The organism is Rhizobacter sp. Root404, from assembly GCF_001425865.1.
Lineage (GTDB): Bacteria > Pseudomonadota > Gammaproteobacteria > Burkholderiales > Burkholderiaceae_C > LMDS01.
Genome location: NZ_LMDS01000001.1, coordinates 293,580 through 319,293, shown reverse-complemented (window position 1 = coordinate 319,293; position 25,714 = coordinate 293,580). Strand labels below are relative to the sequence as shown.

The following is a 25,714-nucleotide window of genomic DNA, read 5'->3' as shown; positions in this document are numbered from 1 at the left end:
ATTGAGAGGACCCCTCCGTGCACACCCTGCCCCCAGCCCGCCACATGTCGTATTTCAGGCTCCTGTTCGTTCATCTGCTCGCCGCGACGCTGGCCGCCTGCGCCCACGCGCCCGGCATGACGCTCGATGCCGGCTCCGATGATCTGAAGGCGCGCGCGAACCTCCAGTCGATCGACGCGCCGACGCTGCGGCAACTGCAGAGCGATCGCCGCACCCGACTGGCCGACGAGGCCGCCGCGCTGCCGGCCGCCTTCAGGTCTTCGACGGCGCGCTACGACTATCTCGTCGCCCCGCAGGACGTCGTGCGCATCACGGTGTGGAACCAGCCCGAATTGACCAATCCGGCGAACACGACCACCGAACTCTCGGGCCGCGTGGTCAATTCGGACGGTTCGATGTTCTTCCCGTATGTCGGCAAGTTCCAGGCCGCCGGCCTGACCGTGCAAGACATCCGCGCCCTGCTCGTCAAGGGGCTGTCGCGCGTCATCAAGGCGCCCCAGGTCGACGTTTCGGTGCTGCAGTACCGAGGCCAGCGCGTGTACGTGTCCGGCGAGGTCCGGACGCCGGGCGCGGTGCCGGTGACGGACGTGCCGCCCGATCTCGCCGACGTGATCGCACGGTCGGGGGGCAGCACCGCGGAGGCCGATCTGTCGGCGGTGACGATCACGCGCGGCGCCGCCACGCTGCGCGTGAACCTGCAGGCGCTCTACTACAACGGCGACGGACGCGCGAACCTGCGGCTGCAGAACGGCGACATCGTCAACGTTCCCGAGCGCCGCTTCGCGCGGGTCTTCGTGACCGGTGAAGTGCTGCGCCAGTCGGCGCTGCCGATGCCGCGCGGCGACATGACGCTGGCCGATGCGCTGGCGGACGCGGGCGGCGTCAACCCGCTGTCCGCGAACGCCGGCCAGGTCTTCGTGATCCGGGCGAGCAGCGAACCGAAGCCGTTCGTCTATCACCTGAACGCCGCGGCGCCCGACGCGCTGCTGCTGGCCGACCAGTTCGTGCTGCAAGCCCGCGACGTGGTGTACGTGGACACGGCGCCGGTGGTGCGCTGGTCCCGCCTGATCAACAACGTCCTTCCGTCCGCCAGCTTCCTGCGCGACACCTGGACCGACAACCGGATCATCCGATGAGCGCCCCCTACGCAATCGAACGCCGAGCCGCCAACCGCCTCCCGCCCGCCCCGCCGCCGGGTGATGCCTTCGGCGTGCGCGCCGCGGCCGACGCGGTGCTGCAGCACGGCCGGCTCGCCCTCGGCGTGTTCCTGGCGGTGCCGACCCTGGCCGTTCTCTACCTCGTGCTCGCCGCGCCGGTCTTCCGGGCCGATACGGTGATCGAGATCAGCGGTCAGCTGCGCAGCCCGCTGCTTCCGAGCCTGGCCAACGCCGAACGTGGCGCGCCCGCCATGCAGACCCCGGTCATCAGCGGCGAGATGGAAGTGCTGCGGTCCAGGGAGGTGCTGCTGCCCGTGATCCTCGCGAGCGGCGCCGACATTCAACTGTCGAACGCGAAGCGCTTCGGCTTCCTGCCGATCGGAACCCGGCACGGGTTCACCGCGACCACCTTTCACGTGCCGGACTCGCAACGCGGGATCGCCTTCTCGCTGACGGTCGATGCCGGACGGTGGGAGCTGTTCGATGCCGCCGACCTGAAGGTAGGGTCGGGACGGGTCGGCGAGGCCGGCCGCTTCGCGCTGGACGGGCAGCCGGCCGAACTGCGGATCGACGGCCCATCGGACGCACCGGCCACGCAGTTCAGCCTGCGCGCCAATCACCCGCTCAAGGCGTATGAAGAGGTGCTGGAGCGCCTGAAGATGTTCGAGCCGTCACGCGAATCGAATGTCGTTCGGCTCAGCTACGAAGACACCGATCCGGCGCGTGCCGCCGCCGTGCTCAACGGCCTGGTCAACCGCTACCTCGAGGAGTCGGTCGGCCGCCGCAGTCGCGACAGCGAGAAGGCGCTCGGCTTCCTCGAGACTCAGCTGGCCAAGCTGAAGCGCCGCGTCAGCGCCGCCGAGGACGCCCTCCGCGTCCAGCAGCGCCGCGGCTCGGCCACGCCGTTCGCCACCGAGGCCGAATCCGCGCTGCGCCAGCGCGGCGACCTGGAACGCCAGAGCGTGGAACTGCGCATCAAGCAGCAGCAGCTGGCGCAGACCCTGACACCGCAGCACCCCGAGATGGCCGCGGTGACGGCCCAATTGGCCACGGTGCAGCGGGCGCTCGATCGCCTGCAGGACAACCTGCGCCAGTTCCCCGAGCAGCAGCGCGAACTGCTGCCGCTGCAGCGCGAACTGCAGATCAGCACCCAGCTCTACCTGGCGATGCTGACGCACGTTCAGCAGCTCCGCCTCGACGGCGCCAGCGGCTTCATCAGCGTCCGTCAACTGGACGCAGCGGTCGAGCCGTTCGAGCCGGTGCGTCCGCACGCGGCCGCCGTGCTGTCGATCGGCGTCGGTGTCGGCCTGTTGCTCGCGTTGCTGGCAGTCGTCGCGGTCCGTTCGCTGCAGCCCACCGTGTCCGACCTGCACGAGTACGAGACCTTCACGAGCCCGGCCACCGTCGGCGTGATCGCGCAGAGCGAGGCGCAGCTTCGCCTGATGAGCAGCCGCGTGAAGGACGGCGAGGCGCTCGAGGAACTCGGCACCCACCGCCTGCTGGTGCGGGCCGCTCCCGACGACCCGGCCGTCGAGGGCCTGCGCTCGGTCCACCTGTCGCTCATGCTGCGAACGCGCAGCAGCGAATGCCGGGTCGTGACGATCACCGCACCCGCGTCCGGCACCGGCAAGGCCTTCATCGCCGCCAACCTAGCGGCATTGATGGCCGAGGGCGGCAAGCGCGTGCTGCTGATCGACAGCGACATGCGCAACCCGGGCATCCACGACCTGGTCGGTCTGGACCAGAATGCCGCGGGGCTGGCCGATCTGCTGGGGGGCCAGCGCTCGCTCGACCGGGTGATCCATCCGCATGCGGCGCTGCCGATGGATGTGATCCTGCAGGGAACACCGACGAACAACCCCGGCGGCATCCTGCTGTCCCCCGCGCTCGCAGAGACGCTGGCGACGCTGCGCGAGCGCTACGACGACATCGTCATCAACGCGGCACCGCTGCTGCCGTCGAGCGACGCGCTGTCGGTCGGGCGCCTGTCCGATGTCGTGCTGCTGGTCGTGCGCGCCGAACAGAGCCTGCTGCGCGAGACCCGGATGGCGCAGCGGCGGCTGGAGCAGGCGGGCATCCGGCTCGAGGGCATCCTGGTCAACGGGGTCAAGCGCCATCGCCTGAACGGGCCCCGCTTGACATGACGCTTTCGGCTTCCGCAACGGCGCGCCACTCCGGACGCCGGGACGCGGCGCGCAACATGGCCTGGCTGCTCGGCGACAAGGCGCTCGCGCTGCTGATCGGCCTGGGCGTGCAGGGCCTGATCGCGCGCCACCTGGGGCCCGTCGGATCCGGCCACTTCGCCTATGCCGCCGCGCTGTTGCAGGTGGGTCTGGGCCTCAGCCTGGTGTGCGCCGGCGTCGCGCTGCTGCCCCGGTTTTGCCGCATGCAGGCGGCCTTTCCAGGCGCGATCGCCAACATCTTCGCGCTGCGTTTCCTGGCCAGCCTGATCGCGATGGCGGCGATGATGCTGTTCTGCGGGGCGATGGTCGGCGATCCGCAACGCCGGCAGGTGTCGATGATCCTGCTGCTGGCCGTGCCGCTGATCGAGCCCTTCTACGTGATTGCCACGTACTGGCTCAGCCGCAACCACAACCGCCCGACCGTCGTGGCCCGCTCCTGCGGCCTGGTGCTGCGCGCGATCACGGTGGTGGTCTGCGTCTACCTCGGCGCCCCCGTCTGGGCCATCGCGGGGGCGTGGGTGCTCGAGTCCGCGGTCAATGCATCGTTGCAGGCCTACCAGGCACGCAAGGCGTTCCCGAATCGGCGCTTCGCGCGCTTCGTGCGCTGGTCGCGGATGGCACGCTACTTCAGCTTCGGGATCCGGTTCGTGTCGGCCTTGTGGCTCTCGCAGCTGTTCCTGCGCCTGGACCGGCTGGTGCTCGCGAACTGGATGGAGCCGCTCGAATTCGGCCTGTATGCCGCGCCGATGCAGTTGGTGGAGGTCTGGACCCAGGTCGCTTACCTCGTCGGCACCTCGATCGGCACGGCCTACCTGTACCGGCAGATGCGCGAGCGCACCGCCGTGAACGCATTCCTCACCGCCGTGGCAGCGATGACGGCCATCGGTCTCGTCGGCCTGCTGGGGGCCTGGCTGCTCGGCCCGACCGTGTTGCGCGCCGTCTATGGCGCCGGGTTCGACAGGAGCGCGCCGTACCTGCTGGCGGGCGCCGGCTTCGCGACGTTGCTGTTCGCCGATCAGGCGATCGACATGCTGATCACCGGTCTCGACCTGCCGCGCCTGCTGGCCGCGAAGTGGCTGATCGCGGTCGTCGTCGCCGTGGCCGTGTTCTTCGCCGGCTTCCCCCGCTTCGGGGCGTTCGTCGGGCCGATCGGCATGTCGTGCGGCGTGGTGGCCGGATGGCTCGGCCTGCTGGTGCCGCTCGCCCGGTCCGTCAACGGCGGCCGCGACGCCGCGAGCACCCCGTGATGCGCGCCGCGGCCGCCCCTGCGATCGCGCGTCCCGGTCCGTCCGGCGCGGCAATCCGGCGCGGGGCCGACCTGTGGTGGCTCCAGCCGAGCGCCATCGTGCTGCTCGTCATCGCGCCCGTCTACCTCGCGATCATGACCTACGACTTCGCCCGGGTCGTGCAGAACGTCTACGTGCCCGGTCCGCTGTACGGCTTCGGCCTGGTCCTGATCCTGGCCATCGCGGTCGGGGTTCAATTGGCGCTGTCGGTGCGTCGCGAGGGCCCGGTGCTGACCCCGCCGCGCATCTCGAAGACGGCGATGATGCTGTTGCTGGTGCCGACCCTGTGCGCCTACGCGCTGTGGTTCGGCCCGCTGCTCGGACAGCCCCAACTGCTGTGGGAGGTGGCCACCGGCCTGCGGCGGGAGATTCGCGACTCGGTGTCCACGGTCCCCGGCGTCACGACATTCACCCAGTTCGGTGTCGCCTACGCCATTGCCTTCGGCATCAAGTGCGGCGCCGGCATGCAGCGGGTCGACAAGGTCGAGCGCCTCGGCTTCGCGCTGATCGTGTTGCTGGCGGTCTTCCGCGGCTTCGCGTGGGCGGAGCGGCTCGCGGTCATCGAGGTGCTGGTGTGCTACGCCGTCGCGCGCTTGGCCTACCTGCCGATCGCCAGCACCCGGTCGTGGCGCCTGGCCGCGACGGCCCCGGCGATCGCGCCGTTCCTGCTGTACCTGGTGTTCACGGCGTCCGAGTATCTCCGCTCGTGGGAGTTCTACAGCAAGCAGTACAGCTCGGTCTGGGCATTCACGCTCGAGCGTCTGATCACGTACTACGCCACCGCCGTGAACAACGGCATCGGCATGCTGGTCGAAACTCCCGACTGGCCGCTGTACAGCGGCGCGTTCTCGCTGGATTGGGCGTACCTCATGCCAGGGCTCGGCCGGTTGCTCGAGTCGAGCTTCGGTTCACCGCAAGGCCTGTACAAGGACTTCCTGGAAATCTACGCCCGGCCCGAATTCAACAGCCCCACCGCTTACTTCCGCGTCATGCTGGACTGGGGCTATCTCGGCTCGATCGTGTACTTCGTGCTGGGCGGCTACCTGATCGGGCGGGCCTATGCCGGGTTTCGCCGTGGCCACCTGTTCGGCCTTCTCGGGTACCCGGTGTTCGTCCTGTTCCTGATCGAGTCACTTCGCTACAGCTACTTCGCGGAGTCCCGGGTGGTTCCCGCGCTGGGGGGCCTGATCCTTGTCGGCCTCGACATGCGGGAGTCTCGTCGCCATCACGCCTTTCGCGAGGCCCCGACCTGACGGTTCGGCCAGCGCGACGACACGGGACACGCGCCGGTCCTCCAGGCCGTACAGGCCCAGCAACCGGCTGCGAAAACTGCCGCTGCCGAAGCGCTCGCGCGCGTCGGTGCGCGCGGCGCGGGAGAAGCGGGCGCGCAGCGCCTCGTCCTGCACCAGGCGGCGGGTGCCGATCAGCATCGCGTCCGCGTTGTCGGACACGAAGCCGGTGATGCCCTGCCGCACCGCATCGCGGTTGCCGACCACGTTGGTGACGACGCACGGCACGCCGGCCGCCAGGGCTTGCAGGACCGACAGCGGCATCCCCTCCCAGCGCGAACATTGCACATAGACCGTGGCGCGGGCCAGCAACTGCTGCACGGCCGCCGGGGCGAGCCAGCCGGTGACCCGGACGCCGGCCGCACGCAACCGGGCCTCGTCCGCGGCGTTGCCGCTGCCGATCCAGACGAAGCGGCTCGGGATGTCGGCGACCCCGAAACGGATCGCCATCTGCGCAAAGCGCTCGGGCGCCTTCTGGTAGCAGATGCGCCCCATCGTCACGACCAAAGGCGGCGACGACGGTGCGGCCGCACGCAACTGGAAGAAGCTGTCCTCGACCGCGTTCTCCAGGACCCGGGCCGGCTTCGGCCCGAGGCGCCCGAGCAGTTCGGCCTCGCCGCGGCTGCACCCGACGGCCGTGAACGGCACTGCGCGGGCCGCCAGCCATTCGAGGGCGGTGAACGCCCCACCCAGCATCGGATAGCGCCGGTTCAGGAACGACAGGCCGTGCGGCGAGTAGAAGACCGGCGGCGCGGGCTTCACGCCGCGCAACGCGAGGCGGCCGAGGAAGCCGGCCTTCGACGAATGAAGGTGGACAGCCGTGCCGGCGTGCACCTCGAGCTGTCGGCGCAGTTCGCGGGCCAGGGCGCGGAAGTAGCGCGCATAGGCGCGACCGAGCGGCGGCAGCTCCACCAGCTCGATCCGCGGGTCGAACAGGGCCTGCACATCGGACGGGGTATCGGGCCGGCGTGAGTACACCAGAACCTGGCGAACGCCGGCTTCCGCCAGTTCGCGCGTGGCCTGCATCAGGAAATTCATCGTGCCGCTCGCCAGGCACTCGGTGACGTGGACGACTCGCGAGGGGGCTGTGGAGGTCATGGTGGGTCAGGTCGAAGGGAACGGGAGCCGCGCAGACCATTCGGTGGCGGGACGCAGTTGGCGCTCCAGCAAGTACTGCAACAGGATCCGCGCGTTTTCGGGCCAGTTGTAGGACGCCAGGCGGCGCTGTCCGGCGTGCACCAGCGACTCCCGCAGCTCCGGACGGGCGGCCACGGTGGTCAGCAGATCGGCCAGCGAGCGCGGATCGCTGGCATCGAAATAGAAGGCGCCGTCGCCGCACACCTCCGGGATCGACGCGGCGCGCGCTGCCAGCACCGGACAGCCGTTGGCCATGGCCTCCACGGCGGGCAGGCCGAACCCTTCGTACAGCGACGGGAACACGAACCAGGCCGCATTGCGGTACAGCGCCGACAACTCGTCGTCCGGAACGAAACCCAGGAACTTGAAGCCGTCGGGCAGGATCGAGGCGTCGCGGAAGATGCCGATGTCCTTGGCCCCGGCGATCGCGACCGTCCACGGGCACGGCGCCATCCGCTGAACGGCCCGGCCGATGAGCCCGAAGTTCTTGTTCGGCTTGACGCTGCCGACGCCCAGAATAAACCTGCCGCGCTCGAGCCGGTGCTTGCGCAGGACCGCCGCGTCGTCGGCAGCGAGCACCGCGTGCTCACCGCCCTCGCGGCCCACGAGGATCGCGCCGCGCGCGAGCCCGAACCAGCGCGAGAGTTCGTCCGCGGAGAATTCGGACACCGTCATCACCCGGTCGACCGTTCGGCCCAGCACGCTGACCATCGCGTTGTGGAACCAGCGGTAAGCCCGCGAGAAGGCCTGCGGCATGGCGCGCACGGTCGCGTCGTGCACGGTGATCAGCTGCTGCCGCTTGAGCAGCGGGCCGGAGTAGTTGAAATTGACCAGGTAGCTGCCGCGCGAAAAGCGCCACAGCGACCACTGCTCCCACCGGTGGCTTCCGCGTCCCGGCAGCCGCACCTGCTGAATGACCTGCAGCGGCAGGGCACTGGCGTCGTCCGGTACGGCAAGCACCACGTCGAGGCGCGCGCCCAGCGAGTCGTCCGCGGCGAGCAGGCGATCGAGCGCGAGCACGGTTTCCGCACCGTAGCGCTGGACACCCGTGTGCACCTGGGCCAGGAAGCGGCCGTTCAGGACGATGCGCGGCCGACCCGCGTGCATGGCCATCTCGGGGAGTCCGGAACGGGATCAGTGCGCGCCGTCGCGGGTCAACAGCACCTTGACCGTGCGCAGCACGATCCAGCTGTCGAAGATCGGGTTGCGCGACTCGACGTACTGCGAGTCGTACTCGACCCGCTCGCCATAGGTGGTGTTGTTGCGGCCGCTGACCTGCCACAGGCCGGTCAGGCCTGGCCTGACGGACAGGTAGTGGCGCTTCGAGGCGCCATAGCGGGAGAGTTCCTCGACGGTCACCGGTCGCGGGCCGACGAAGTGCATGTCGCCACGCAGGACGTTGAAGAGCTGCGGCAGCTCGTCCAGGCTGGTCTTGCGCAGGATCCGGCCAATCGGCGTCACGCGCGGGTCGTCGCGCAGCTTCTGGTCGCGCGCCCATTCCTCCCGGGCCGCTTCGCTGTCGCGCAACACCACGTCAAGCACCTCCGCGGAGTTGCGCACCATCGTCCTGAACTTGAGGCACCGGAACAGCTCGCCACGCCGGCCCACGCGGTAGTGACCGAACGTGAGGGGCGCGCCGTCTTCGCGCCAGACGCGAAATGCGACATACGTGAACACCGGCGACAGCAGCAGGATGACGATCGCGGCAAGGACCCGATTGAGCGCGGTGTAGGCCAGATCGATCGGGGAGCCCCCCGACATGACGCTCCGTCGGGCAGGCGTCACCCGACGGGCAAGGAGCAACTGGGTCGATTCGGCCGGCATGACGGACGCCTGTCAGAGAGAGAGAGAGAGAAGGGGAGTGGAAACACCGTTGCGCGGTCGCCTGGGAACGCGCAACCAAGTGAAACATGCGGGCCATCGCATCGCCACCCGCGATCCGGGGGGTCCGTTGCGAATGGGCATGAACCGTGCCAGATTTTTACCCCCCTAGTTTGTAAATCGTTAGGGGCCGCACGACCGAAGCCCACTTGGTCGACCCCGTCTTTGTTGACAACCTTGTTCTTCGTGGCGTGGGTTTTGAGGTGCCGGCAATATCCCCTTACGGGTCGGAAAGGTGCCTGAACACAAGCTGTGCAGCACCTACATCTCTTTCCCGGTCCCTGTCATGAGCCCCCTCTCTTTTTCCCCCGAATCGATTCGCAAAAGCCAGCACCGTGGCCGTTGGCTCGTTCCCTTCGTGATGACCGCGCTGACCGCCTGCGGCGGTGCCGACGGCACCGCACCGGCCGCCGATGGCATGGAGCAGGCGCTCGCGCGCCGCATCAGGACGACGCCGATCGGCACCGCCCCGGCCCCGGCCCCGGCCCCGGCGCCCGCGCCCGCGCCAGCCCCTGCGCCGACGCCAAGCACCGCCAGCTGCACCGCGGCTGCCGCGCCGGCGAAGCCCGCCGACGCGCTCGACGTTCGCAACTTCGGCGCCGTCCCGGACGACGGACGCGATGACACCGCCGCCATCCAGGCCGGGCTCGACGCCCTCGAGCCCGGCCAGTGGCTGGTCTTCCCGGCGGGCACCTACCTGCACTCGCAGCGCCTGAACGTGCGCGTGCCCGGTGCGGTGCTGTGGTCGGAAGGCGCGACCCTCAAGGCCACCAACGCGCAGGACCAGGCCGTCATGCTCTCCGCCGACGGCGCCAGCATCTACAACTTCACGCTGACCGCGGTCACCGGCTCGCGCCTCGGGGCGCCGTGGCAGTCGCGCATCGCGATCTTCGACCGGGTCGACCGGACCTCGCACCTGGTGGGCAACGTCATTCGCGGCAATCACGTCATCAATGGCGGCGACCCCGGCACGGCGCTGGCCAACAGCGCGTCGTCGGCGGGCATCTTCGTCTACCGCGCGGACGGCTTCCTCGTTGACGGCAACGAGGTTCGGCGCAGCCTGTCGGACGGCATCCACGTCACCGGCGGCTCGCGCAACGGCCGCGTGATCAACAACGTCGTCCGGGAAACCGGCGACGACATGATCGCGATGGTCTCGTACCTCAGGACGGGCGACTGGATGACCGAGACGGCCGCGTCGCTGTCGTCGACCTTCGCCGCCGACGTCGACCTGCAGCGCGTGCGCAACGTGCTGGTCTCGAACAACGACGTGGAAGGCCAGTACTGGGGCCGCGGGATCAGCGTCGTCGGCGGCGCGGACATCACGATCCGCAGCAACCGCATCGCGCGCACCACGCTCGCGGCCGGCGTGCTGATCGCCCGCGAAGCCAACTACGTGACCTGGGGCGTCTCGAACGTCCTGGTCCAGGGCAACTCCATCAGCGACGTGCAGACCACCACGCCGCTCTACACCCCGGCGGGCTGGCCCACCACGGTCTCGCGCACGTATCACGGCGGGATCGAGATCCACGCCTTCATCTTCGACGACGAGCGCAAGGTGGACACGCTGGCGACGCAGCTGGCGGTGCGCGACGTGATGGTCGACGGCAATTCCGTGACCGGCACCCTGGCCGACGGCGTGCGCATCGGCGAAGGAACCGGCGTGTCGACGACCTACTCCGGCCTGCGCGCCGACGGCTCGTCCGTGTCGCGAACCGCCTCGGGCGGCGCCATCGGACGGGTGTCGTTGCGTTCGCTCGCCCTGTCCGCCACGGGCTACAAGCCGCTGGAGATCAAGACCCAGCCGACGACGACGATGAACGTGTATTGCGAAGCCATAACCAGCCAGGGCGCACCGCTCACCGACGCCAGCTGTTTCGGCGCCGCGCCTATCGTCTCCGGCGCTACGATGTCCTGCAGCGGCGCCTGAGCCGAGGTCAGGCCGGCCGCGGCCGAGCGCTGCCGCGCCGGCGCCGCAGCAGCGGGGACAGCCAGATCAGGATCGTCACCACGCCCAGCGTCGCGGCGATCGGCCGCTCGAAGAAGGCCAACGCGCTGCCGTTGGACTTGATCAGCGACGACACCAGGTTCTCCTCCAGCATCCCGCCGAGCACGACACCGAGGATCAGCGGCGAGATCGGGAAGTCGTTCTGCTCGAGCAGGTAGGCGACCACGCCGGCAATCAGCATCACGCCGATGTCGAACGCGGTGTTGTTGATCGCGAACGCGCCGACCACGCAGAACAGCAGGATCACCGGCATCAGGATGTCGCGCGGCACCTTCAGGATGCGCTTGGCGACCTTGATGCACAGGTAGCCCAGCGGCAGCATGATCAGGTTCGCGATGATGAACAGCAGGAACACCGCGTAGATGTTCTGCGGGTTGGTCGTGAACAGCGTCGGGCCCGGATTCATGTTCTTCATGTACAGCACGCCGATCACGATCGCGGTGATCGAATCGCCCGGGATGCCGAACACCAGCGCCGGAATCCACGCGCCGGCCAGCGCACTGTTGTTGGCGGAACCGCTCTCGACGATGCCCTCGACGTGGCCGGTGCCGAACTTCTCCGGCTCCTTCGAGAAGCGCTTGCTCATCGCATACGACATCCAGGCCGCGATGTCGGCGCCCGCGCCGGGCAATGCCCCGACGATGGTGCCGAGCACGCTGCCGCGCAGGATCTGGGTCGGGTACTTCTTGGCCAGCGTCCACATGCCCTTGAAGACGTTGCCGACCTGCGCTTCGACGAGCAGCGCCGAGGGCGAGGTGTCGACCACGAAGCGGATGATCTCCGAGACCGCGAACATCCCGATCATCAGCGGCACCAGGCCGACGCCGCCGAGGAGTTCGGTGCTGCCGAACGTGAAGCGCGGGAACGCCGCCGGGTTGTTCAGGCCGACGCTGGCGATCAGCAGACCGAAGAACAGGGTGACGAGGCCCTTCAACGGGCGATCGCTCGAGATGAAGACCGCGCAGGTCAGCCCCATCAGCACCAGCCAGAAGTACTCGAACGAGCTGAACTTGAGCGCGAACTCGGCCAGCGACGGCGCCGCAATCATCAGCACCGCGGTGCCGAACAGGCCGCCGACCGCCGAGAAGACCAGCCCGGCGCCGAGCGCGGTCTCGGCCAGACCCTTGCGGGTCATCGCATAGGCCTCGTCGGTGTAGGCCGCGGAGGCCGGCGTGCCGGGCATGCGCAGCAGGCAGCCGGGGATGTCGCCGGAGAAGATCGCCATCGCAGTGGCGGTGACCATCGCCGCGATGGCCGGGATCGGCGCCATGAAGAAGGTCACCGGCACGAGCAGCGCGGTCGCCATCGTCGCGGTCAGGCCCGGCACCGCGCCGACGAACAGGCCGAAAACCGACGCCCCCAGCATCACGAGGATGGTGTACGGGTCGAACACCATCGCGAAGGCCTGCGACCAGGCGCCACTCATCGGGACGTCACCATGCGATGGGCTGCAACACACCCCAGGGCAGGGGCACGCGCAGCAGCTTGTAGAAGCAGTAGTGGATCAGCAGCGTCATCACGAGCGCGACCGTGCTCGCCAACACCGGCCGCACCCGCAGCACGAGCATCAGCGCCGCCAGGTAGATCCAGCCAGTGATGACGAAGCCGATGCGGTCGACGCCGAGCACGTACAGCAGGTTGATCGCCACCAGCACCGCGAAGCCGAGCAGCTGCGGGCGCGAGGCGAACCAGTCCGGCAGCACCACCCACGGCAGGCCGCCGGCCGCCGCGTTGGCGCGCAAGCCGTTGACGAACAGCAGCGCGCCGCACACGGCCAGGCCCACGGCGAGCGCCTTCGGCAGCGCACCCGGGCCGACCGACTGGCCCGGGATCGCCGGGAAGCCCTGCGCATGCACGAACAGCAGCCCGGCGAACACCACCAGCGCGGCGCCCCAGAGCGCGTCGTTGAGCTTCACGACGCGCGGCTACTTCGCGATGCCGACGGCCTTCATCGTCGCGCCGAGATCGGCATCGGACTTGGCCATGAACTTCGCGAAGTCGTCGGGACCGCGGTAGACGACGCCGAAGCCGCGGCTCGCCATGAACTCGGTGTACTCCTTGCTCGCCGCGATCTTCTTGATGGCGGCCACGAGCTTGTCGTTCGCCTCGGCCGGCAGGTTCTTCGGCGCCGCGATGCCGCGCCAGGCGCCGAGCTTCCAGTCGCTGCCGGTCGCGGCCTTCAACGTCGGCACGTTCGGGTACAGCGTCGACGGCGTGTCGTTCATGATCGCCAGGCTCTTGACCTTGCCGGCGTCGATCAGCGAGCGCGCCTCGGGCAGCGAGCAGGGCACGATCTCGACGCCGCCGGCCACCAGATCCTGCAGCCCCGGCGCGGCGCCGTTCGACGGCACCCACGGCACCGAGGTCGGATCGACCTTCAGATCCTTCAGCATGCCGGCGATCGCGAGCTGCCAGATCCCGCCCTGCCCGGTGCCCGAGGCCTTGAACTTGCCGGGGTTGGCCTTGATCGCGGCGATCAGGTCGTTGGCCGTCTTGTACGGCGCATCGGCCCGCACCTGCAGCCCGGCCGGGTCGAAGTTGACGAGGCCGATCGGCGTGTACGAGGCGCCCGACAACTCGGTCAGGCCCTGCCAATGCATCATCGCGATCTCGACCGTGATCAAGCCGATCGTGTAGCCGTCCGGCGCGGCGGCCGCGATGGCCTGGTGCCCGACGACGCCGCTGCCGCCGGTGCGATTCACGACGTTGATCGGCTGCCCCAGCTCCTTCTCGAGCAGCGAGCCGATGATGCGGGCCGTCGCGTCGGTCCCGCCGCCGGCGCCCCACGGCACGATCAGCGTGACGGGCCGCTCCGGCCAGGCCGCGTGCGCCACGGCACTGAACAGGCCGAGCGTGAAAGCCGCGACAGCGCCGAGAAGGATGGGCATGGGCTTCTTCTGCATGAATGCGTCTCCGGGAGGTTCGATGGAAGAACCGGTGGACTGTGCGTGCTCGGTGCCGAGCGCGCCACCGGGCCGACCCTAACCGCGGACTCGGGAGTGCGCCATCATCGCGGGCTGTCCTTCCGTCCCTTCCCGATGACCCCGTCTGCCCGATTCATTCGCGAGAGCCGCTCGCTGCTGCGCCTCGCGAGCCCGATCATCCTGTCGCAGATCGCGCAGATCCTCGTCGGCTTCCTCGACACCGTGATGTCGGGCCACGCCGGCGCGGCCGAGCAGGCGGTCGTCGCGATCGGCGTCGCACTCTGGATCCCGATGTTCGTCGGCCTGTCGAGCACGGTGCAGGCGGTCTCGCCGATCATCGCCCACCACGTGGGCGCGCGCGACCACGCGGCCGTGGTGCGCGACGCGCGCGAGGGCATCTGGCTGGCCGCGCTGTTCGGCCTCGCGCCGCTGCTGCTCGTGCCGTTCGCCCCGGCGGTGCTGACCTTCGCCGGCATCGAGCCCCACCTCGCGGAACGCACCACGGTGTTCCTGTGGGGCATCGGCCTGGGCATGCCGGCTGCGCTGGTCTACCGGTCGCTGGCGTTCTACTCGTCGAGCATCAACCAGACGACGCCGATCATGGTGCTGTCGTTCGTTGCCCTCGGCGTCAACGCGCTGCTCAACTGGGTCTTGATCTACGGCCACTTCGGGCTGCCGGCCATGGGCGGCGCCGGCTGCGGCTGGGCGACCGGTATCGGCATGTGGGTCGGCCTGCTGTTGCTGTTCTTCTGGACGCGCCGGGCCGCAGCCTACAAGCCGTACTACCTGTGGCGCGACTGGGCGCTGCCGACCCGCGCGGCGCAATTGCGCCTGTTGCGGCTGGGCGTGCCGATGGGGACCACCGGGTTCGCGGAGGTCGCGGCGTTCTCCAGCATCGCGGTGCTGGTCGGCCGCTTTGGCGAGGTGCAGATCGCGGCGCACCAGATCGCGCTGAACTTTGCCGCGATGGTGTTCATGCTGCCGATGGGCCTGTCGGCGGCGATCACGATCCGCGTCGGCCAGTCGCTCGGCGCGCGCGACCCGCTCGCCGCCCAACGGGTCGCGTGGATCGGCATTGCGCTCGGACTCGTGATCGCGGCGCTCGCGATCGTGCCGATCATCCTGCTGCGGCACCAGATCGCGGCGGTCTACAGCGCCGACGCTGCGGTGCGTGCACTCGCGGCCACGCTGCTGCTGTTCGCGGCGTTCTGGCAGCTGTTCGACGCGACCCAGGTCTGCGCGATCGGTGCGCTGCGCGGCTACAAGATCACGCTGATGCCGATGGTGCTGATGCTGGGCGCGTTCTGGGCAGTGGGCGTGCCGATCGGTACCTGGCTCGGGTACCACGGCCTGGACGGCGAGCCGATGCGCGTGTTCGGGTTCTGGATCGGGCTGGTGATCGGCCTGGTGCTGGTGTCGGTCGGTCTGGCAATCGGCCTGCGCCGCGCCGCCGACGACGCGCTGCGCTGAAGCCGGCAATCATGGCGCAAAAATTTTGCGTGTGGCGGTGTAACCCGAAGCCCGGTTCGAACGAGTTAGTGGCGAGCGTGCCGTCGGGCGCGTTCCCCATCAACCACCGGAGCTTCACATGAACCGTTCGATCGCCATCACCGCCTTCACCCTGTCTGCACTCGCCGCCGGCGCCGCCATGGCGCAGGACAGCAAGCCCATGGCCGACAAGATGGCCGCCAGCATGGAGAAGTGCTACGGCGTGTCTCTCGCGGGCAAGAACGACTGCAAGGCCGGCGCCGGCACCACCTGCGCGGGCACGTCGAAGATGGACTACCAGGGCAACGCCTGGAAGAACGTGCCGGCCGGCACCTGCACGACGATGAAGACGCCGAAGGGCACCGGCTCGCTGACCGAGATCAAGTCCTGACCCACCGGGCTGCGGGCATGACCTCGCCCCTGCTTGCGGGCCTCGGGTTCAAGCCCGAGCACGTCGACGAGGCACTCGCGTGCACGGCCGCAGGCCTGTGGTTCGAGGTGCATGCGGAGAACTACCTCGTGCCCGGCGGGCCTCGCCTGCGGCTGCTGGATGCCCTCCGCGGGGCGCATCCGCTGTCGCTGCACGGCGTGTCGCTGTCGCTAGCCGGCGCGGCACCGCTCGACACGGCGCACCTGGCGCGGCTGGCCGCGCTGGTGCGGCGCGTCGAGCCGGCGCTGGTGTCGGAGCACCTGGCGTGGTCCGCCTGGGACGGCATGCACCTGCCGGACCTCCTCCCTTTCCCGCGCAGCGACGAGGCACTGCGCCGCATCGCGTCGCACATCGACCAGCTGCAGTCGGCGCTCGGCCGGACGATCGCGATCGAGAACCCGTCGCACTATCTGCGCATCGACGGCCACGCGTGGGACGAGATCGGCTTTCTGCGCGAACTGGTGCGGCGCACCGGCTGCACGCTGCTGCTCGACGTCAACAACGTGTTCGTCTCGTCGCGCAACCTCGCCTTCGACGCCCGCGCCTACCTCGACGCGTTCCCGGCCGACAGCATCGTCGAGGTCCACCTCGCCGGTCACACGGCGGACGCCGTGCACGGTGAGGCGCTGCTGATCGACTCGCATGACGCGCCGGTCGCTCCCGACGTGTGGCGCCTCTACCGGCACCTGATCGAGCGCGTCGGAGCCCGCCCGACGCTGATCGAACGGGACGGCAATCTGCCCGCGTTCGAGGTGCTGCTGGCCGAAGGCGCGCAGGCCGCCGCCGAGCTGAGGCGCCTCGCCGAAACGTGCGGATGCGCGCCGTGAGCGGGTCGTCTCTTGCGGCGTTCCAGGCCGACTTCGTCGCGTCGCTGTTCGATCCGCTCGCGTCGTCGGCGCTCGCCGCGCAACCGGCGTTCGCGGTCTGCCGCAACACCGTGATGAGCGGCTGCATCGATGCGCTGCAGGCGAACTTCCCGAGCGTGGCGCGGCTGGTCGGCAGCGACTGGTTCCGCGCCGCCTCGGCGACCTACGTCCGGACCGACCCGCCGCACGATGGCCGGCTGCTGATGTACGGCGAACGCTTCGCGGACTTCCTCGCCGGGTTCGAGCCGGCGCGCGAACTGCCCTATTTGCCCGGCGTCGCCCGTCTCGACCGGCTCTGGATCGAAGCGCACACTGCCGCGGACGCGAGCGCGGTCGAGGCGGCCCGGCTCGCGCAACTGTCGCCCGAGCAGCTCGGCGCGACACGACTCGCGCCGCACCCGGCCGCGCGCTGGTGCCATGTCGCCGACCTGCCGGTCTATTCGATCTGGTCGACCAGCCGACAAGGCATCGATCCGCCCGGTGCATTCGTCTGGCATGGCGAAGGCGCGTTGCTGACGCGCCCGGCAGCCGATGTGCAGCGGCAGCCGCTCGAGGCCAGCGGCTGCGTCTTCCTCGACGCCTGTGCGGACGGGCAGACGCTGGCCCAGGCGGCCAGCGCGGCACTCGGCCACGCGCCCGAGCTCGACATCGCGGCCCTGCTTTCACAACTCCTGTCGGCCGGCGCGTTGACCGTCGGCCCGACCCCAAACAACGGAAACCACCCATGAACCCATCGACCACGGCCACCGCCACGACGCTCGCGAACGCGCCCCGCGGCCTGCGCGCACGCTGGAACGGCCTCGCGGAAGGACTCTCGCGCCGGATCGGCCACGACCTGCTGGCGGTCGCCTGCCGCCTGGCGATCGCGGCGATCTTCTTCCTGTCCGGCCGCACCAAGGTCGAGGGGCTGCTGACCATCACCGCCAGCACTTTCGAGCTGTTCCGCACCGAGTACCGGCTGCCGCTCGTGCCGCCGGAGATCGCGGCGCATCTGGCCACGTATGCCGAGCACCTGTTCCCGATCCTGCTCGTGCTGGGACTCCTGACGCGGCTCTCGGCGCTGGCGCTGCTCGGCATGACGCTGACGATCCAGTTGTTCGTGTACCCGGATGCGTGGCCGACGCACCTGTCATGGGCCGCATTGCTGCTGTACCTGACCGGGCGCGGCGCCGGCAGGTGGTCGGCCGACCGGGCACTGCGGATCGCGTGATGCCGGCCCGCTGACCGGTCGGCGTCGGACGCGTCCTGCAATTCATCGCGCCTTCGACTTGCACCCCCGCGCCTCGGGTGCGGGCAGGATGGCGCATCGCCGTCGCGCCGCACGGCCCACTTTCCCGGAGCTGCCATGAACCTCGACCCGACCTACACCGACGACAGCGACGCATCCGCCAATGTGCCCACCAGCGCGGCCGAGGCCGTCAGCGACATCGTCAACGAGTACCCGCTGGCAGCAGTGTTGACTTCGGCCGCGATCGGCGCCGGACTCATCGCGTTGATCTCGGTGGCGGCGCGCGACGACCGTCCTTCCGCCCCCAGCGTGCTGCGCACGGTCCCGCGCTCGACCCGCGAGAGCGCCGGCGACGCACTGGACGAACTGCGCGCGCAGATCAGCGATCTCGGCCGCAAGCTGAGCGCGGCGCTGCCGTCCCCGAAGGAGGCGCGTCGCACCACCAACGACGTGGCGGAGAAGGCGAGCGAAGCCTGGAGCACCGTGCGCGAGCAGGCCCAGGCCGCGCTCGATCAGGTCGGACCGAAAATCAACGCGGCGGCGGACATCGCCCGCGCCAATCCGCTGTGGGTGTCCGTCGTGATGGGCGCCATCGGCGCGTTGCTCGGCTCGCAGATGCTCGGTCGGAGCAATTCGACGGACGACGTCGCTGCGAAGATGAGCAGCGCGGGTTGATCGTGCGGCGCGTGCGCTGATCAGGCCTGCGCGGCCAGCCCCGCGGCACCCAGCCGCTGCGAGACCGCATCCGCCGCGACGCGCAACGCACGTGCGGGTGCACCATGCCACGCGGTGTCGAAGACGCCCGCCGGCCCGATCGCCGTGATCGACAGCACCATGGCGCCGGTGTGGTCGAACACTGGCGCCGCCATCGCGTTGATGCCTGGCACGACCTCACCGACCGACCTCGACAGACCGTGCGCGCGCACCTCGGCGAGTTGCTGCTCGAACGCGGTCCAACTCGGCAATGGCGCGGGCGCGGGCATGCCGGCCACCACGGGTGCAGGCTGCGACTTGATGCCCTTGCGCTCCTGCTCGAGCCCGGCACGCGCCTGCGCCGCCGGCTGGTAGGCCGCGAACAGCCGGCCGGAGGCCGTGTTGGCGAGCGAGAACACGGTGCCGTGGCGCATGTTCACGTGCACCGCCGCGGGCGACTCGGCCAGGCGCACGATCGTCGCGCCCCGCGTGCCCCAGACGGCGAGCGCCACGGTGTGGCCCAGTTGCAGCGCCAGTTCGCTGATCAACGGCGTCGCGACCTGCACCGGGTTCGCCTGCTGCAGGCTGATCAGGCCAAGCTGCAGCGCGAGCGGCCCGAGGAAGTACATGCCGCTCTCGTCGTCCTGCGCGATCAGGCCGATCCGGGCGAAGCTGACGAGGTACGGATGGGCCTTCGCCGGCGCCATGCCGGCCTCGCGCGCCAGGTCCTTCAGCGCCATCGGCCGGCCGTGGTGGGCGAGCGCGATGAGCACCTGCCCGCCGACCTCGATGCTCTGGATGCCGCGCTGCGCACGGTCGATCTTGTCAGCGCTCTCGTCCATCTTCCGGTCGCCTCGAATCAGTTCATCACAAATCGTATTAGACATCATCTAACGATTCCACTAGACTCGGATTTTCGCCAAGACACCCCGCCGCTGCCGCAGGAGACCCGATGAGCCAGCCGAAAAAGTTCGCCAGCCAAGCCGACCTCGAGGAGAAGAAGGTCACCTTCGAGCAGCTTTCCGAACACGCCTGGGCCTACACCGCCGAAGGCGATCCGAACACCGGAATCATCATCGGCGACGACGCAGTGCTGGTCGCCGACACGCAGGCCACTCCCGCGATGGCCGCCGACGTGATCCGCCGGATCCGCGAGGTCACCGACAAGCCGATCAAGTACGTCGTGCTGACCCACTACCACGCGGTGCGTGTGCTCGGCGCCTCGGCCTACGGCGCGCAGCAGATCCTGGCCAGCCAGGACACCTACGACCTGATCGTCGAGCGCGGCGAGCAGGACAAGGCCAGCGAGATCGGCCGCTTCCCGCGCCTGTTCAGCAACGTCGAGACCGTGCCGCCCGGCATGACCTGGCCGACGATGTCCTTCACCGGCAAGCTGACGCTGTGGCTCGGCAAGCTGGAAGTGCAGCTGCTGCAGCTGGGCCGTGGCCACACCAAGGGTGACACCGTCGTCTGGCTGCCGCAGGAGCGCACGCTGCTCAGCGGCGACCTGGTCGAGTTCGACGCCACGCCTTACGCCGGGGACGCGTATTTCAACGATTGGCCGAAGACGCTCGAGAACGTCGCGGCGCTGAAGCCGCTCGCGCTCGTGCCCGGCCGGGGCCCAGCGTTGAAGGGCGAGGCCCAGGTCCAGGCCGGCCTGTCGAGCACGGCCGGCTTCATCGCCGACGTGCGCGCCAGCGTGCAGGCCGGCGTCGCCGCGGGCAAGGACCTGAACGCGGTCTACAAGGAGACGTTCGCGAAGTTGAAGCCGAAGTACGGCCACTGGGTCATCTTCGACCACTGCATGCCGTTCGACGTGACCCGCTGCTACGACGAGGTCACCAAGTACCCCGACCCGCGCATCTGGACCGCCGAGCGCGACATCGAGATGTGGCACGCGCTGGAAAGCTGATGCCATGCAGTCCGTGGCGGATGTCGATTTCCAGTCGCTGCGCTTCGACCCGACGCGCCACGCCGACCAGCACGCGGCCGAGCCGCCGCGCCATCCGGTCGTCGTCGTCGGCGCCGGGCCGGTCGGCCTGACGCTCGCGATCGACTTGGCGCAGCGTGGCGTGCCCGTCGTGCTGCTCGACAACGACAACACGTTGTCGACCGGCTCGCGCGCGATCTGCTTCGCCAAGCGCACGCTCGAAATCTTCGACCGGCTCGGCTGCGGCCAGCGCATGGTCGACAAAGGCGTGTCGTGGAACGTCGGCAAGGTGTTCTTCCGCGACGCGCAGGTCTACCAGTTCGACCTGCTCGCCGAGCCCGGGGGTGAGCCCGCCGGGCCGCGCCAGGGGCGAACGGAGCGCGGAGCGCGGAGGCTTACCGAGCAACGGCCGGCGTTCATCAACCTGCAGCAGTACTACGTCGAGGGCTACCTCGCGCAGCGCGCGGCCGAACTGCCGCTGATCGACCTGCGCTGGAAGCACAAGGTCGCCGGGATCGAGCAGCACGCCGATCACGCGCTGCTGACGATCGAGACGCCGGACGGTCCGTACCGCCTGCGCGCCGACCACGTCGTCGCCTGCGACGGCAGCCGTTCGACGCTGCGCGAACTGACCGGCCAGCAAAGCACCGGCCGCGTGTTCCGCGACCGCTTCCTGATCGCCGATGTGAAGATGAAGCTGGACCGCCCGGCCGAGCGCTGGTTCTGGTTCGACCCGGCGTTCCACCCGAAGCAGAGCGTGTTGCTCCACATGCAGCCCGACGGCGTCTGGCGCATCGACTTCCAGCTTGGCTGGGACGCCGACCCGGAAGTCGAGAAGCGACCCGAGAACATCATCCCGCGGGTCAAGGCCCTGCTGGGCGAGGACGTGCAATTCGAGCTCGAATGGGCCAGCGTGTACACGTTCGCGTGCACGCGCATGGCGCACTTCCGCGTCGGCCGCGTGCTGTTCGCCGGCGACGCCGCGCACGGCGTCTCGCCGTTCGGCGCGCGGGGCGCGAACTCGGGCGTGCAGGACGCGGACAACTTGGCCTGGAAGCTCGCGCTGGTGCTCGGCGGCCGGGCCGGCGACGCACTGCTCGACAGCTACGCCCGCGAACGCGAGGATGCCGCCGACGAGAACATCCTGAACTCGACCCGCGCCACCGACTTCATCACGCCGAAGAGCGAGATCAGCCGCCTGTTCCGCGACGCGGTGCTCGACCTGTCGCGCGAGCATCCGTTCGCGCGCACACTGGTCAACAGCGGCCGGCTCTCGGTGCCGGCCACGCTCGACCGGTCGCCGCTGAACACGCCCGACTCCGCGCATTTCGAAGGCCGGATGCGGCCGGGCGCGGCCGCGGTCGACGCGCCGGTCACCTGCGCCGACGACCGCGAGAGCTGGCTGCTTCGCGAACTCGGCGACGGCTTCACCGCGCTGGTCTACGGCGACGCGTTGGCCGGCCGCCTGGCCGCAGCGCTTGCGCAGGCCGCCGAAGGCCTCGCGCCACTGCGCGTCGTGCACATCCGCCCGTGCGAGGCGGCGGCCCACGCCGAGGTGGCGCCCAGCCTGGTCGACCACGACGGCTTTGTCGCCGAGCGCTACGACATGCTGCCTGGCACCGTCTACCTGCTGCGGCCCGACCAGCATGTCTGCGCACGCTGGCGCCAGCCTTCGCCCGAGGCGCTGCGCGCCGCGTTGAAGCAGGCCCTCGCGATCCACTGAGAGCGTCTTCGATGTCCCTGATCACCGCCCCGCACCTGAGCGCGCCCGACGACTTCTACGAGGCGCTGATCGACGCGCACCGCGACCTGTCGCCGGCCGACAGCCATGCGCTGAACGCGCGCCTGGTGCTGCTGCTCGCCAACCATGTCGGCGATGTCGATGTGCTGCGCGAGGCCCTGCGCGCCGCGCGCGACAGCGCCGCCCCTTCGAGGACCTGACCCATGAGCGAATCGACCCTGCGGTACCTGACCGGCTTCGGCAACGAGCACGCGACCGAGGCGGTGCCCGGCGCGCTGCCGCAGGGTCGCAACAGCCCGCAGCGCGCGCCGTTCGCGCTGTACCCGGAGCTGCTGTCGGGCACCGCGTTCACCGCGCCGCGGCACGAGAACCGGCGCACCTGGCTGTACCGGCGCCAGCCGTCGGTCGTCGCCGGCCGCTACCAACCGTACGAGCACGCGTTCTGGCGCAGCGGCGGCGATCCGCGGACCGCGCTCGCGCCGGAGCCGATGCGCTGGGCACCGCTGCCGATCGACACGGTCGATGCCGACTTCATCGACGGCATGCGCACGCTCGCCGGCAACGGCGATGTCGAGGCGCAGACCGGGCTGTCCGTTCACCTCTACCTGGCAACGCGCTCGATGGACCGGCGCGCGTTCGTCAATGCCGACGGCGAGATGCTGGTCGTGCCGCAGCAGGGCCGCCTCGTCATCACGACCGAGATGGGCGTGCTCGACGTGAAGCCGGGCGAGATCGCGCTGCTGCCGCGCGGCGTCGCGTTCAAGGTCGCGCTGCCCGATGGCCCGTCGCGTGGTTACGTCTGCGAGAACCATGGCGCCCACTTCCGGCTGCCCGAGCTCGGCCCGATCGGCTCGAACGGGCTGGCGAATGCGCGCGACTTCCAGGCACCCGTCGCGGCGTATGAGACCGCCGCCGGCGACTACGAGGTGATCAAGAAATACGGCGGACGGCTGTGGCGCGCGCCGATGAAGCAGACGCCGTTCAACGTCGTCGCCTGGCACGGCAATCTGGCGCCGGTGAAGTACGACACCGCGAACTTCATGACGATCGGCTCGATCAGCTTCGACCATCCCGACCCGTCGATCTTCACGATGTTGACCTCGCCGAGCGATACGCCCGGCACCGCCAACTGCGATTTCGTGATCTTCCCGCCGCGCTGGCTCGTGATGGAGGACACCTTCCGCCCGCCCTGGTACCACCGCAACCTGATGAGCGAATTCATGGGCCTGGTCTACGGCCAGTACGACGCCAAGCCCGAGGGCTTCAAGCCCGGCGGCGCGAGCCTGCACAACTGCATGGTGCCGCACGGCCCGGACGAAGAGGCCTTCGAGCGCGCCAGCAACGCGCCGCTGGCGCCGCACAAGCTTGACCACACGCTGGCGTTCATGTTCGAGAGCCGGTACAAGTTCATTCCGACCGAGTTCGCGCTCACGAGCCCGCAACTCGAAGCCAACTATGCCGACTGCTGGGCCGGATTGAAGGATCAGTTCACGCCATGAATGTTCTGAACGCCACCCATGATCCCGCGCTGCAGAGCTGGGTCGCCTCCGCCAACGTGGCGGGCTGCGACTTCCCGATCCAGAACCTGCCCTTCGGGCGCTTCCGGCGCATCAACACGACCGAGCCGTGGCGCATCGGCGTCGCGATCGGCGACCACCTGCTCGACCTGAAGCTCGCCGCCGATGCGGTCACGTGGAGCCCGGAGGTGCAGGTGATGATGGCGTCGCTCGCGCTCGGCGACCTGCCCATCGTGATGGCACGCAACGCGGCGGCGCGCAGTGCGCTGCGGGCCGAGTTGTCCGCCGCGCTCGCCGCCGGCAGCCCGCATCAGGAGGCGCTCGACCGCGCGTTGCTGCCGTTGGCCGAGGCGCAGGTGACCCTGCCCTGCACGATCGGCGACTACACCGATTTCTACACCGGCATCCATCACGCGACCGCGGTCGGCAAGCTGTTCCGCCCCGACAACCCGCTGCTTCCCAATTACCAGTGGGTCCCGATCGGCTACCACGGCCGCGCCTCGTCGATCGGGGTCAGCGGCCAGCAGTTCCCGCGGCCACTGGGCCAGACCAAGGGCGAGGCCGCCACGCCGGCATTCGGCCCGAGCCAGCGCATCGACTACGAGCTCGAACTGGGCATCTTCGTCGGCCCCGGCAATGCGCTCGGCGAGCCGGTGGCGATCGCCGATGCCGAGGATCACCTGTTCGGCGTCTGCCTGCTGAACGACTGGTCGGCACGCGACCTGCAGGCCTGGGAGTACCAGCCGCTCGGTCCGTTCCTGGCGAAGAACTTCGCGACCACGATCTCGCCGTGGATCGTCACGATGGAGGCGCTGGCGCCGTACCGTGCGGCGTTCACGCGGCCCGCCGGTGATCCGCAGCCGCTGCCCTACCTCGACTCATCGTTCAACCGCGAACACGGCGCCCTCGACATGACGCTGGAAGCGTGGCTGCAGACCGCCGCGATGAAGGCGGCCGGCGTGGCCGCCGTGCGCCTGTCGCAATCCTCCGTCCGCGAAGCCGCCTACTGGACCTTCGCGCAGCTGCTGGCCCACCACACCGTGAACGGCTGCAACCTGCAGCCGGGCGACCTGCTCGGCTCGGGCACCCTCTCCGGTCCCGCGGCCGGCCAGGGCGGCTCGCTGCTCGAGCTGTCGATGGGCGGCAAGCAGCAGATCACGCTGCCGAACGGCGAGACCCGCACCTTCCTGCAGGACGGCGACACCGTGACGCTGCGCGGCTATTGCGCCCGGGCCGGCGCCGCGCGAATCGGCCTCGGCGAGGTCAGCGGTACGGTGCTCAGCGCGACAGCGCCAGCTTGACGCCGAAGCCGATCAGGAACACCCCGGCGACCTTCTGCAGCGCATTCGAGATCGCCGGGCTGGCGCGCAGCCGCTCGGCGAGCCGGTGGGTCAGCAGCACGACGATCAGGCCGTAGAGGAAGGTCAACGCTGCGATCGTCGCCGCCATCACGCCGAAGGTCAGCAGGCCCTGGTGGCGCGCCGGGTCGACGAACAGCGGGAAGAACGCCATGTAGAACACGATCGCCTTCGGATTCAGCAGCGTGATCACGAAGGACTGCTTGAAGAAGTGGTGCGGCTTGATGTTCAGCACCGGCTTGTCGCCGGCCTTGGCCAGCAGCATGCGCAGCCCCAGCCAGGCCAGGTACGCCGCGCCCAGCCACTGCACGGCGTTGAAGGCCGGCGGCCACGCGCTGAGCAGCGCGGCCACGCCGGCAACGGCCATCCACATCAGCACCTGATCGCCGGTGATCAGCCCGAAGATCGACGCGAAGCCGCCGCGCAGGCCGCCCTTGCCGGTCGACGTGATCAGCGCCAGGTTGCCTGGGCCGGGGATCATCAGGAACACGATCACGGCGATGACGAACGACGGGTAGTCAGCGATGCCGAACATGGGGGCTCCGGGTGTGCAGTGCGTGGCGGGCTTGCATGGTACGCGCGGCAGGGCGACCGGTAA

Annotated in this window: 23 protein-coding genes; 15 read left to right on the top strand and 8 right to left on the bottom strand. The window is 69.6% G+C overall.

Annotated features, from left to right (window positions below; genetic code table 11):
- The first annotated feature begins 17 nt into the window (after positions 1-17).
- Genes ASC76_RS01580 through ASC76_RS01570 form a run of 3 tightly spaced genes read left to right on the top strand, consistent with a single transcriptional unit; the run spans position 18 to position 4,587 of the window.
- A complete protein-coding gene (locus ASC76_RS01580) occupies positions 18-1,136 on the top strand; it encodes a polysaccharide biosynthesis/export family protein (RefSeq protein ID WP_157615203.1) in 1,119 nt (372 codons plus the stop codon).
- Positions 1,133-3,301, top strand: a complete 2,169-nt coding sequence (locus tag ASC76_RS01575) for a GNVR domain-containing protein (protein ID WP_056461394.1) — start codon at positions 1,133-1,135, stop codon at positions 3,299-3,301. The genes ASC76_RS01580 and ASC76_RS01575 overlap by 4 nt, the downstream gene beginning before the upstream one ends.
- A gap of 56 nt (positions 3,302-3,357) precedes the next feature.
- Positions 3,358-4,587: an oligosaccharide flippase family protein gene (locus ASC76_RS01570; protein ID WP_162247047.1), complete on the top strand. Its 1,230-nt coding sequence runs from the start codon at positions 3,358-3,360 to the stop codon at positions 4,585-4,587.
- Between the two features lie 1,169 nt (positions 4,588-5,756).
- Here the strand turns inward: ASC76_RS01570 and ASC76_RS24230 are convergent.
- From ASC76_RS24230 to ASC76_RS01550, 3 genes are read right to left on the bottom strand one after another with little or no spacing between them, the layout of a single operon-like run.
- Positions 5,757-7,013: a glycosyltransferase gene (locus ASC76_RS24230; RefSeq protein WP_082548623.1), complete on the bottom strand. Its 1,257-nt coding sequence runs from the start codon at positions 7,011-7,013 to the stop codon at positions 5,757-5,759.
- 6 nt (positions 7,014-7,019) lie between these two features.
- Positions 7,020-8,165 carry a glycosyltransferase family 1 protein gene (locus tag ASC76_RS01555; RefSeq protein WP_056461383.1) on the bottom strand — a complete coding sequence of 382 codons (1,146 nt, stop codon included), beginning with the start codon at positions 8,163-8,165 and terminating at the stop codon, positions 7,020-7,022.
- Positions 8,166-8,186: 21 nt separating this feature from the next.
- A complete protein-coding gene (locus ASC76_RS01550; RefSeq protein WP_056461381.1) occupies positions 8,187-8,813 on the bottom strand; it encodes a sugar transferase in 627 nt (208 codons plus the stop codon).
- A 481-nt stretch (positions 8,814-9,294) separates the two neighbouring features.
- Between ASC76_RS01550 and ASC76_RS01545 the strand changes: the two genes are divergently transcribed.
- Positions 9,295-10,863, top strand: coding sequence for a right-handed parallel beta-helix repeat-containing protein (locus tag ASC76_RS01545; protein ID WP_056461378.1), 1,569 nt, complete (start codon positions 9,295-9,297; stop codon positions 10,861-10,863).
- Positions 10,864-10,870: 7 nt separating this feature from the next.
- Here ASC76_RS01545 and ASC76_RS01540 read toward each other — a convergent pair whose 3' ends face one another.
- From ASC76_RS01540 to ASC76_RS01530, 3 genes are read right to left on the bottom strand one after another with little or no spacing between them, the layout of a single operon-like run.
- Positions 10,871-12,367, bottom strand: a complete 1,497-nt coding sequence (locus tag ASC76_RS01540; RefSeq protein ID WP_056461375.1) for a tripartite tricarboxylate transporter permease — start codon at positions 12,365-12,367, stop codon at positions 10,871-10,873.
- A 7-nt stretch (positions 12,368-12,374) separates the two neighbouring features.
- Positions 12,375-12,857: a tripartite tricarboxylate transporter TctB family protein gene (locus ASC76_RS01535; RefSeq protein WP_056461372.1), complete on the bottom strand. Its 483-nt coding sequence runs from the start codon at positions 12,855-12,857 to the stop codon at positions 12,375-12,377.
- A 9-nt stretch (positions 12,858-12,866) separates the two neighbouring features.
- Positions 12,867-13,829, bottom strand: coding sequence for a tripartite tricarboxylate transporter substrate binding protein (locus tag ASC76_RS01530; RefSeq protein ID WP_235580301.1), 963 nt, complete (start codon positions 13,827-13,829; stop codon positions 12,867-12,869).
- A gap of 150 nt (positions 13,830-13,979) precedes the next feature.
- Here ASC76_RS01530 and ASC76_RS01525 point away from each other — a divergent pair, with 150 nt between their 5' ends.
- The 6 genes from ASC76_RS01525 to ASC76_RS01500 all read left to right on the top strand — a co-directional run bounded on the left by ASC76_RS01525 (position 13,980) and on the right by ASC76_RS01500 (position 18,552).
- On the top strand, positions 13,980-15,335 hold the full coding sequence (locus tag ASC76_RS01525; protein ID WP_056461365.1) for an MATE family efflux transporter: 1,356 nt from the start codon (positions 13,980-13,982) through the stop codon (positions 15,333-15,335).
- A 118-nt stretch (positions 15,336-15,453) separates the two neighbouring features.
- Entirely contained in the window at positions 15,454-15,744 is a 291-nt protein-coding gene (locus ASC76_RS01520; protein ID WP_056461362.1) for a DUF2282 domain-containing protein, read from the top strand.
- Between the two features lie 17 nt (positions 15,745-15,761).
- Positions 15,762-16,610 carry a DUF692 domain-containing protein gene (locus ASC76_RS01515; protein ID WP_056461356.1) on the top strand — a complete coding sequence of 283 codons (849 nt, stop codon included), beginning with the start codon at positions 15,762-15,764 and terminating at the stop codon, positions 16,608-16,610.
- Complete coding sequence (locus ASC76_RS01510) at positions 16,598-17,377, top strand: DNA-binding domain-containing protein (RefSeq protein ID WP_200947083.1); 780 nt, start codon at positions 16,598-16,600, stop codon at positions 17,375-17,377. The genes ASC76_RS01515 and ASC76_RS01510 overlap by 13 nt, the downstream gene beginning before the upstream one ends.
- A complete protein-coding gene (locus tag ASC76_RS01505; RefSeq protein ID WP_056461353.1) occupies positions 17,374-17,859 on the top strand; it encodes a DoxX family protein in 486 nt (161 codons plus the stop codon). Before ASC76_RS01510 ends, ASC76_RS01505 begins: the two co-directional genes overlap by 4 nt.
- A gap of 135 nt (positions 17,860-17,994) precedes the next feature.
- Complete coding sequence (locus ASC76_RS01500) at positions 17,995-18,552, top strand: hypothetical protein (RefSeq protein ID WP_056461350.1); 558 nt, start codon at positions 17,995-17,997, stop codon at positions 18,550-18,552.
- Between the two features lie 20 nt (positions 18,553-18,572).
- On the opposite strand, the gene ASC76_RS01495 is transcribed toward ASC76_RS01500, so the two are convergent.
- On the bottom strand, positions 18,573-19,412 hold the full coding sequence (locus ASC76_RS01495) for an IclR family transcriptional regulator (RefSeq protein ID WP_082548619.1): 840 nt from the start codon (positions 19,410-19,412) through the stop codon (positions 18,573-18,575).
- A gap of 110 nt (positions 19,413-19,522) precedes the next feature.
- On the opposite strand from ASC76_RS01495, the gene ASC76_RS01490 reads away from it, so the two are divergent.
- Genes ASC76_RS01490 through fahA form a run of 5 tightly spaced genes read left to right on the top strand, consistent with a single transcriptional unit; the run spans position 19,523 to position 25,059 of the window.
- Positions 19,523-20,482 (top strand): MBL fold metallo-hydrolase, encoded by a 960-nt coding sequence (locus ASC76_RS01490; protein WP_056461348.1) that lies wholly within the window; start codon positions 19,523-19,525, stop codon positions 20,480-20,482.
- Between the two features lie 4 nt (positions 20,483-20,486).
- Entirely contained in the window at positions 20,487-22,223 is a 1,737-nt protein-coding gene (locus ASC76_RS01485) for an FAD-dependent oxidoreductase (RefSeq protein ID WP_056461346.1), read from the top strand.
- Positions 22,224-22,234: 11 nt separating this feature from the next.
- Positions 22,235-22,441 carry a DUF2783 domain-containing protein gene (locus tag ASC76_RS01480; protein ID WP_056461343.1) on the top strand — a complete coding sequence of 69 codons (207 nt, stop codon included), beginning with the start codon at positions 22,235-22,237 and terminating at the stop codon, positions 22,439-22,441.
- A gap of 3 nt (positions 22,442-22,444) precedes the next feature.
- On the top strand, positions 22,445-23,740 hold the full coding sequence (gene hmgA / locus ASC76_RS01475; protein ID WP_056461340.1) for a homogentisate 1,2-dioxygenase: 1,296 nt from the start codon (positions 22,445-22,447) through the stop codon (positions 23,738-23,740).
- Positions 23,737-25,059, top strand: a complete 1,323-nt coding sequence (gene fahA, locus ASC76_RS01470; protein WP_056461337.1) for a fumarylacetoacetase — start codon at positions 23,737-23,739, stop codon at positions 25,057-25,059. The genes hmgA and fahA overlap by 4 nt, the downstream gene beginning before the upstream one ends.
- Here the strand turns inward: fahA and ASC76_RS01465 are convergent.
- Positions 25,037-25,651 carry a LysE family transporter gene (locus tag ASC76_RS01465; RefSeq protein WP_056461334.1) on the bottom strand — a complete coding sequence of 205 codons (615 nt, stop codon included), beginning with the start codon at positions 25,649-25,651 and terminating at the stop codon, positions 25,037-25,039. The two genes, fahA and ASC76_RS01465, sit on opposite strands and share 23 nt — an antisense overlap.
- Between the last annotated feature and the right edge of the window lie 63 nt (positions 25,652-25,714).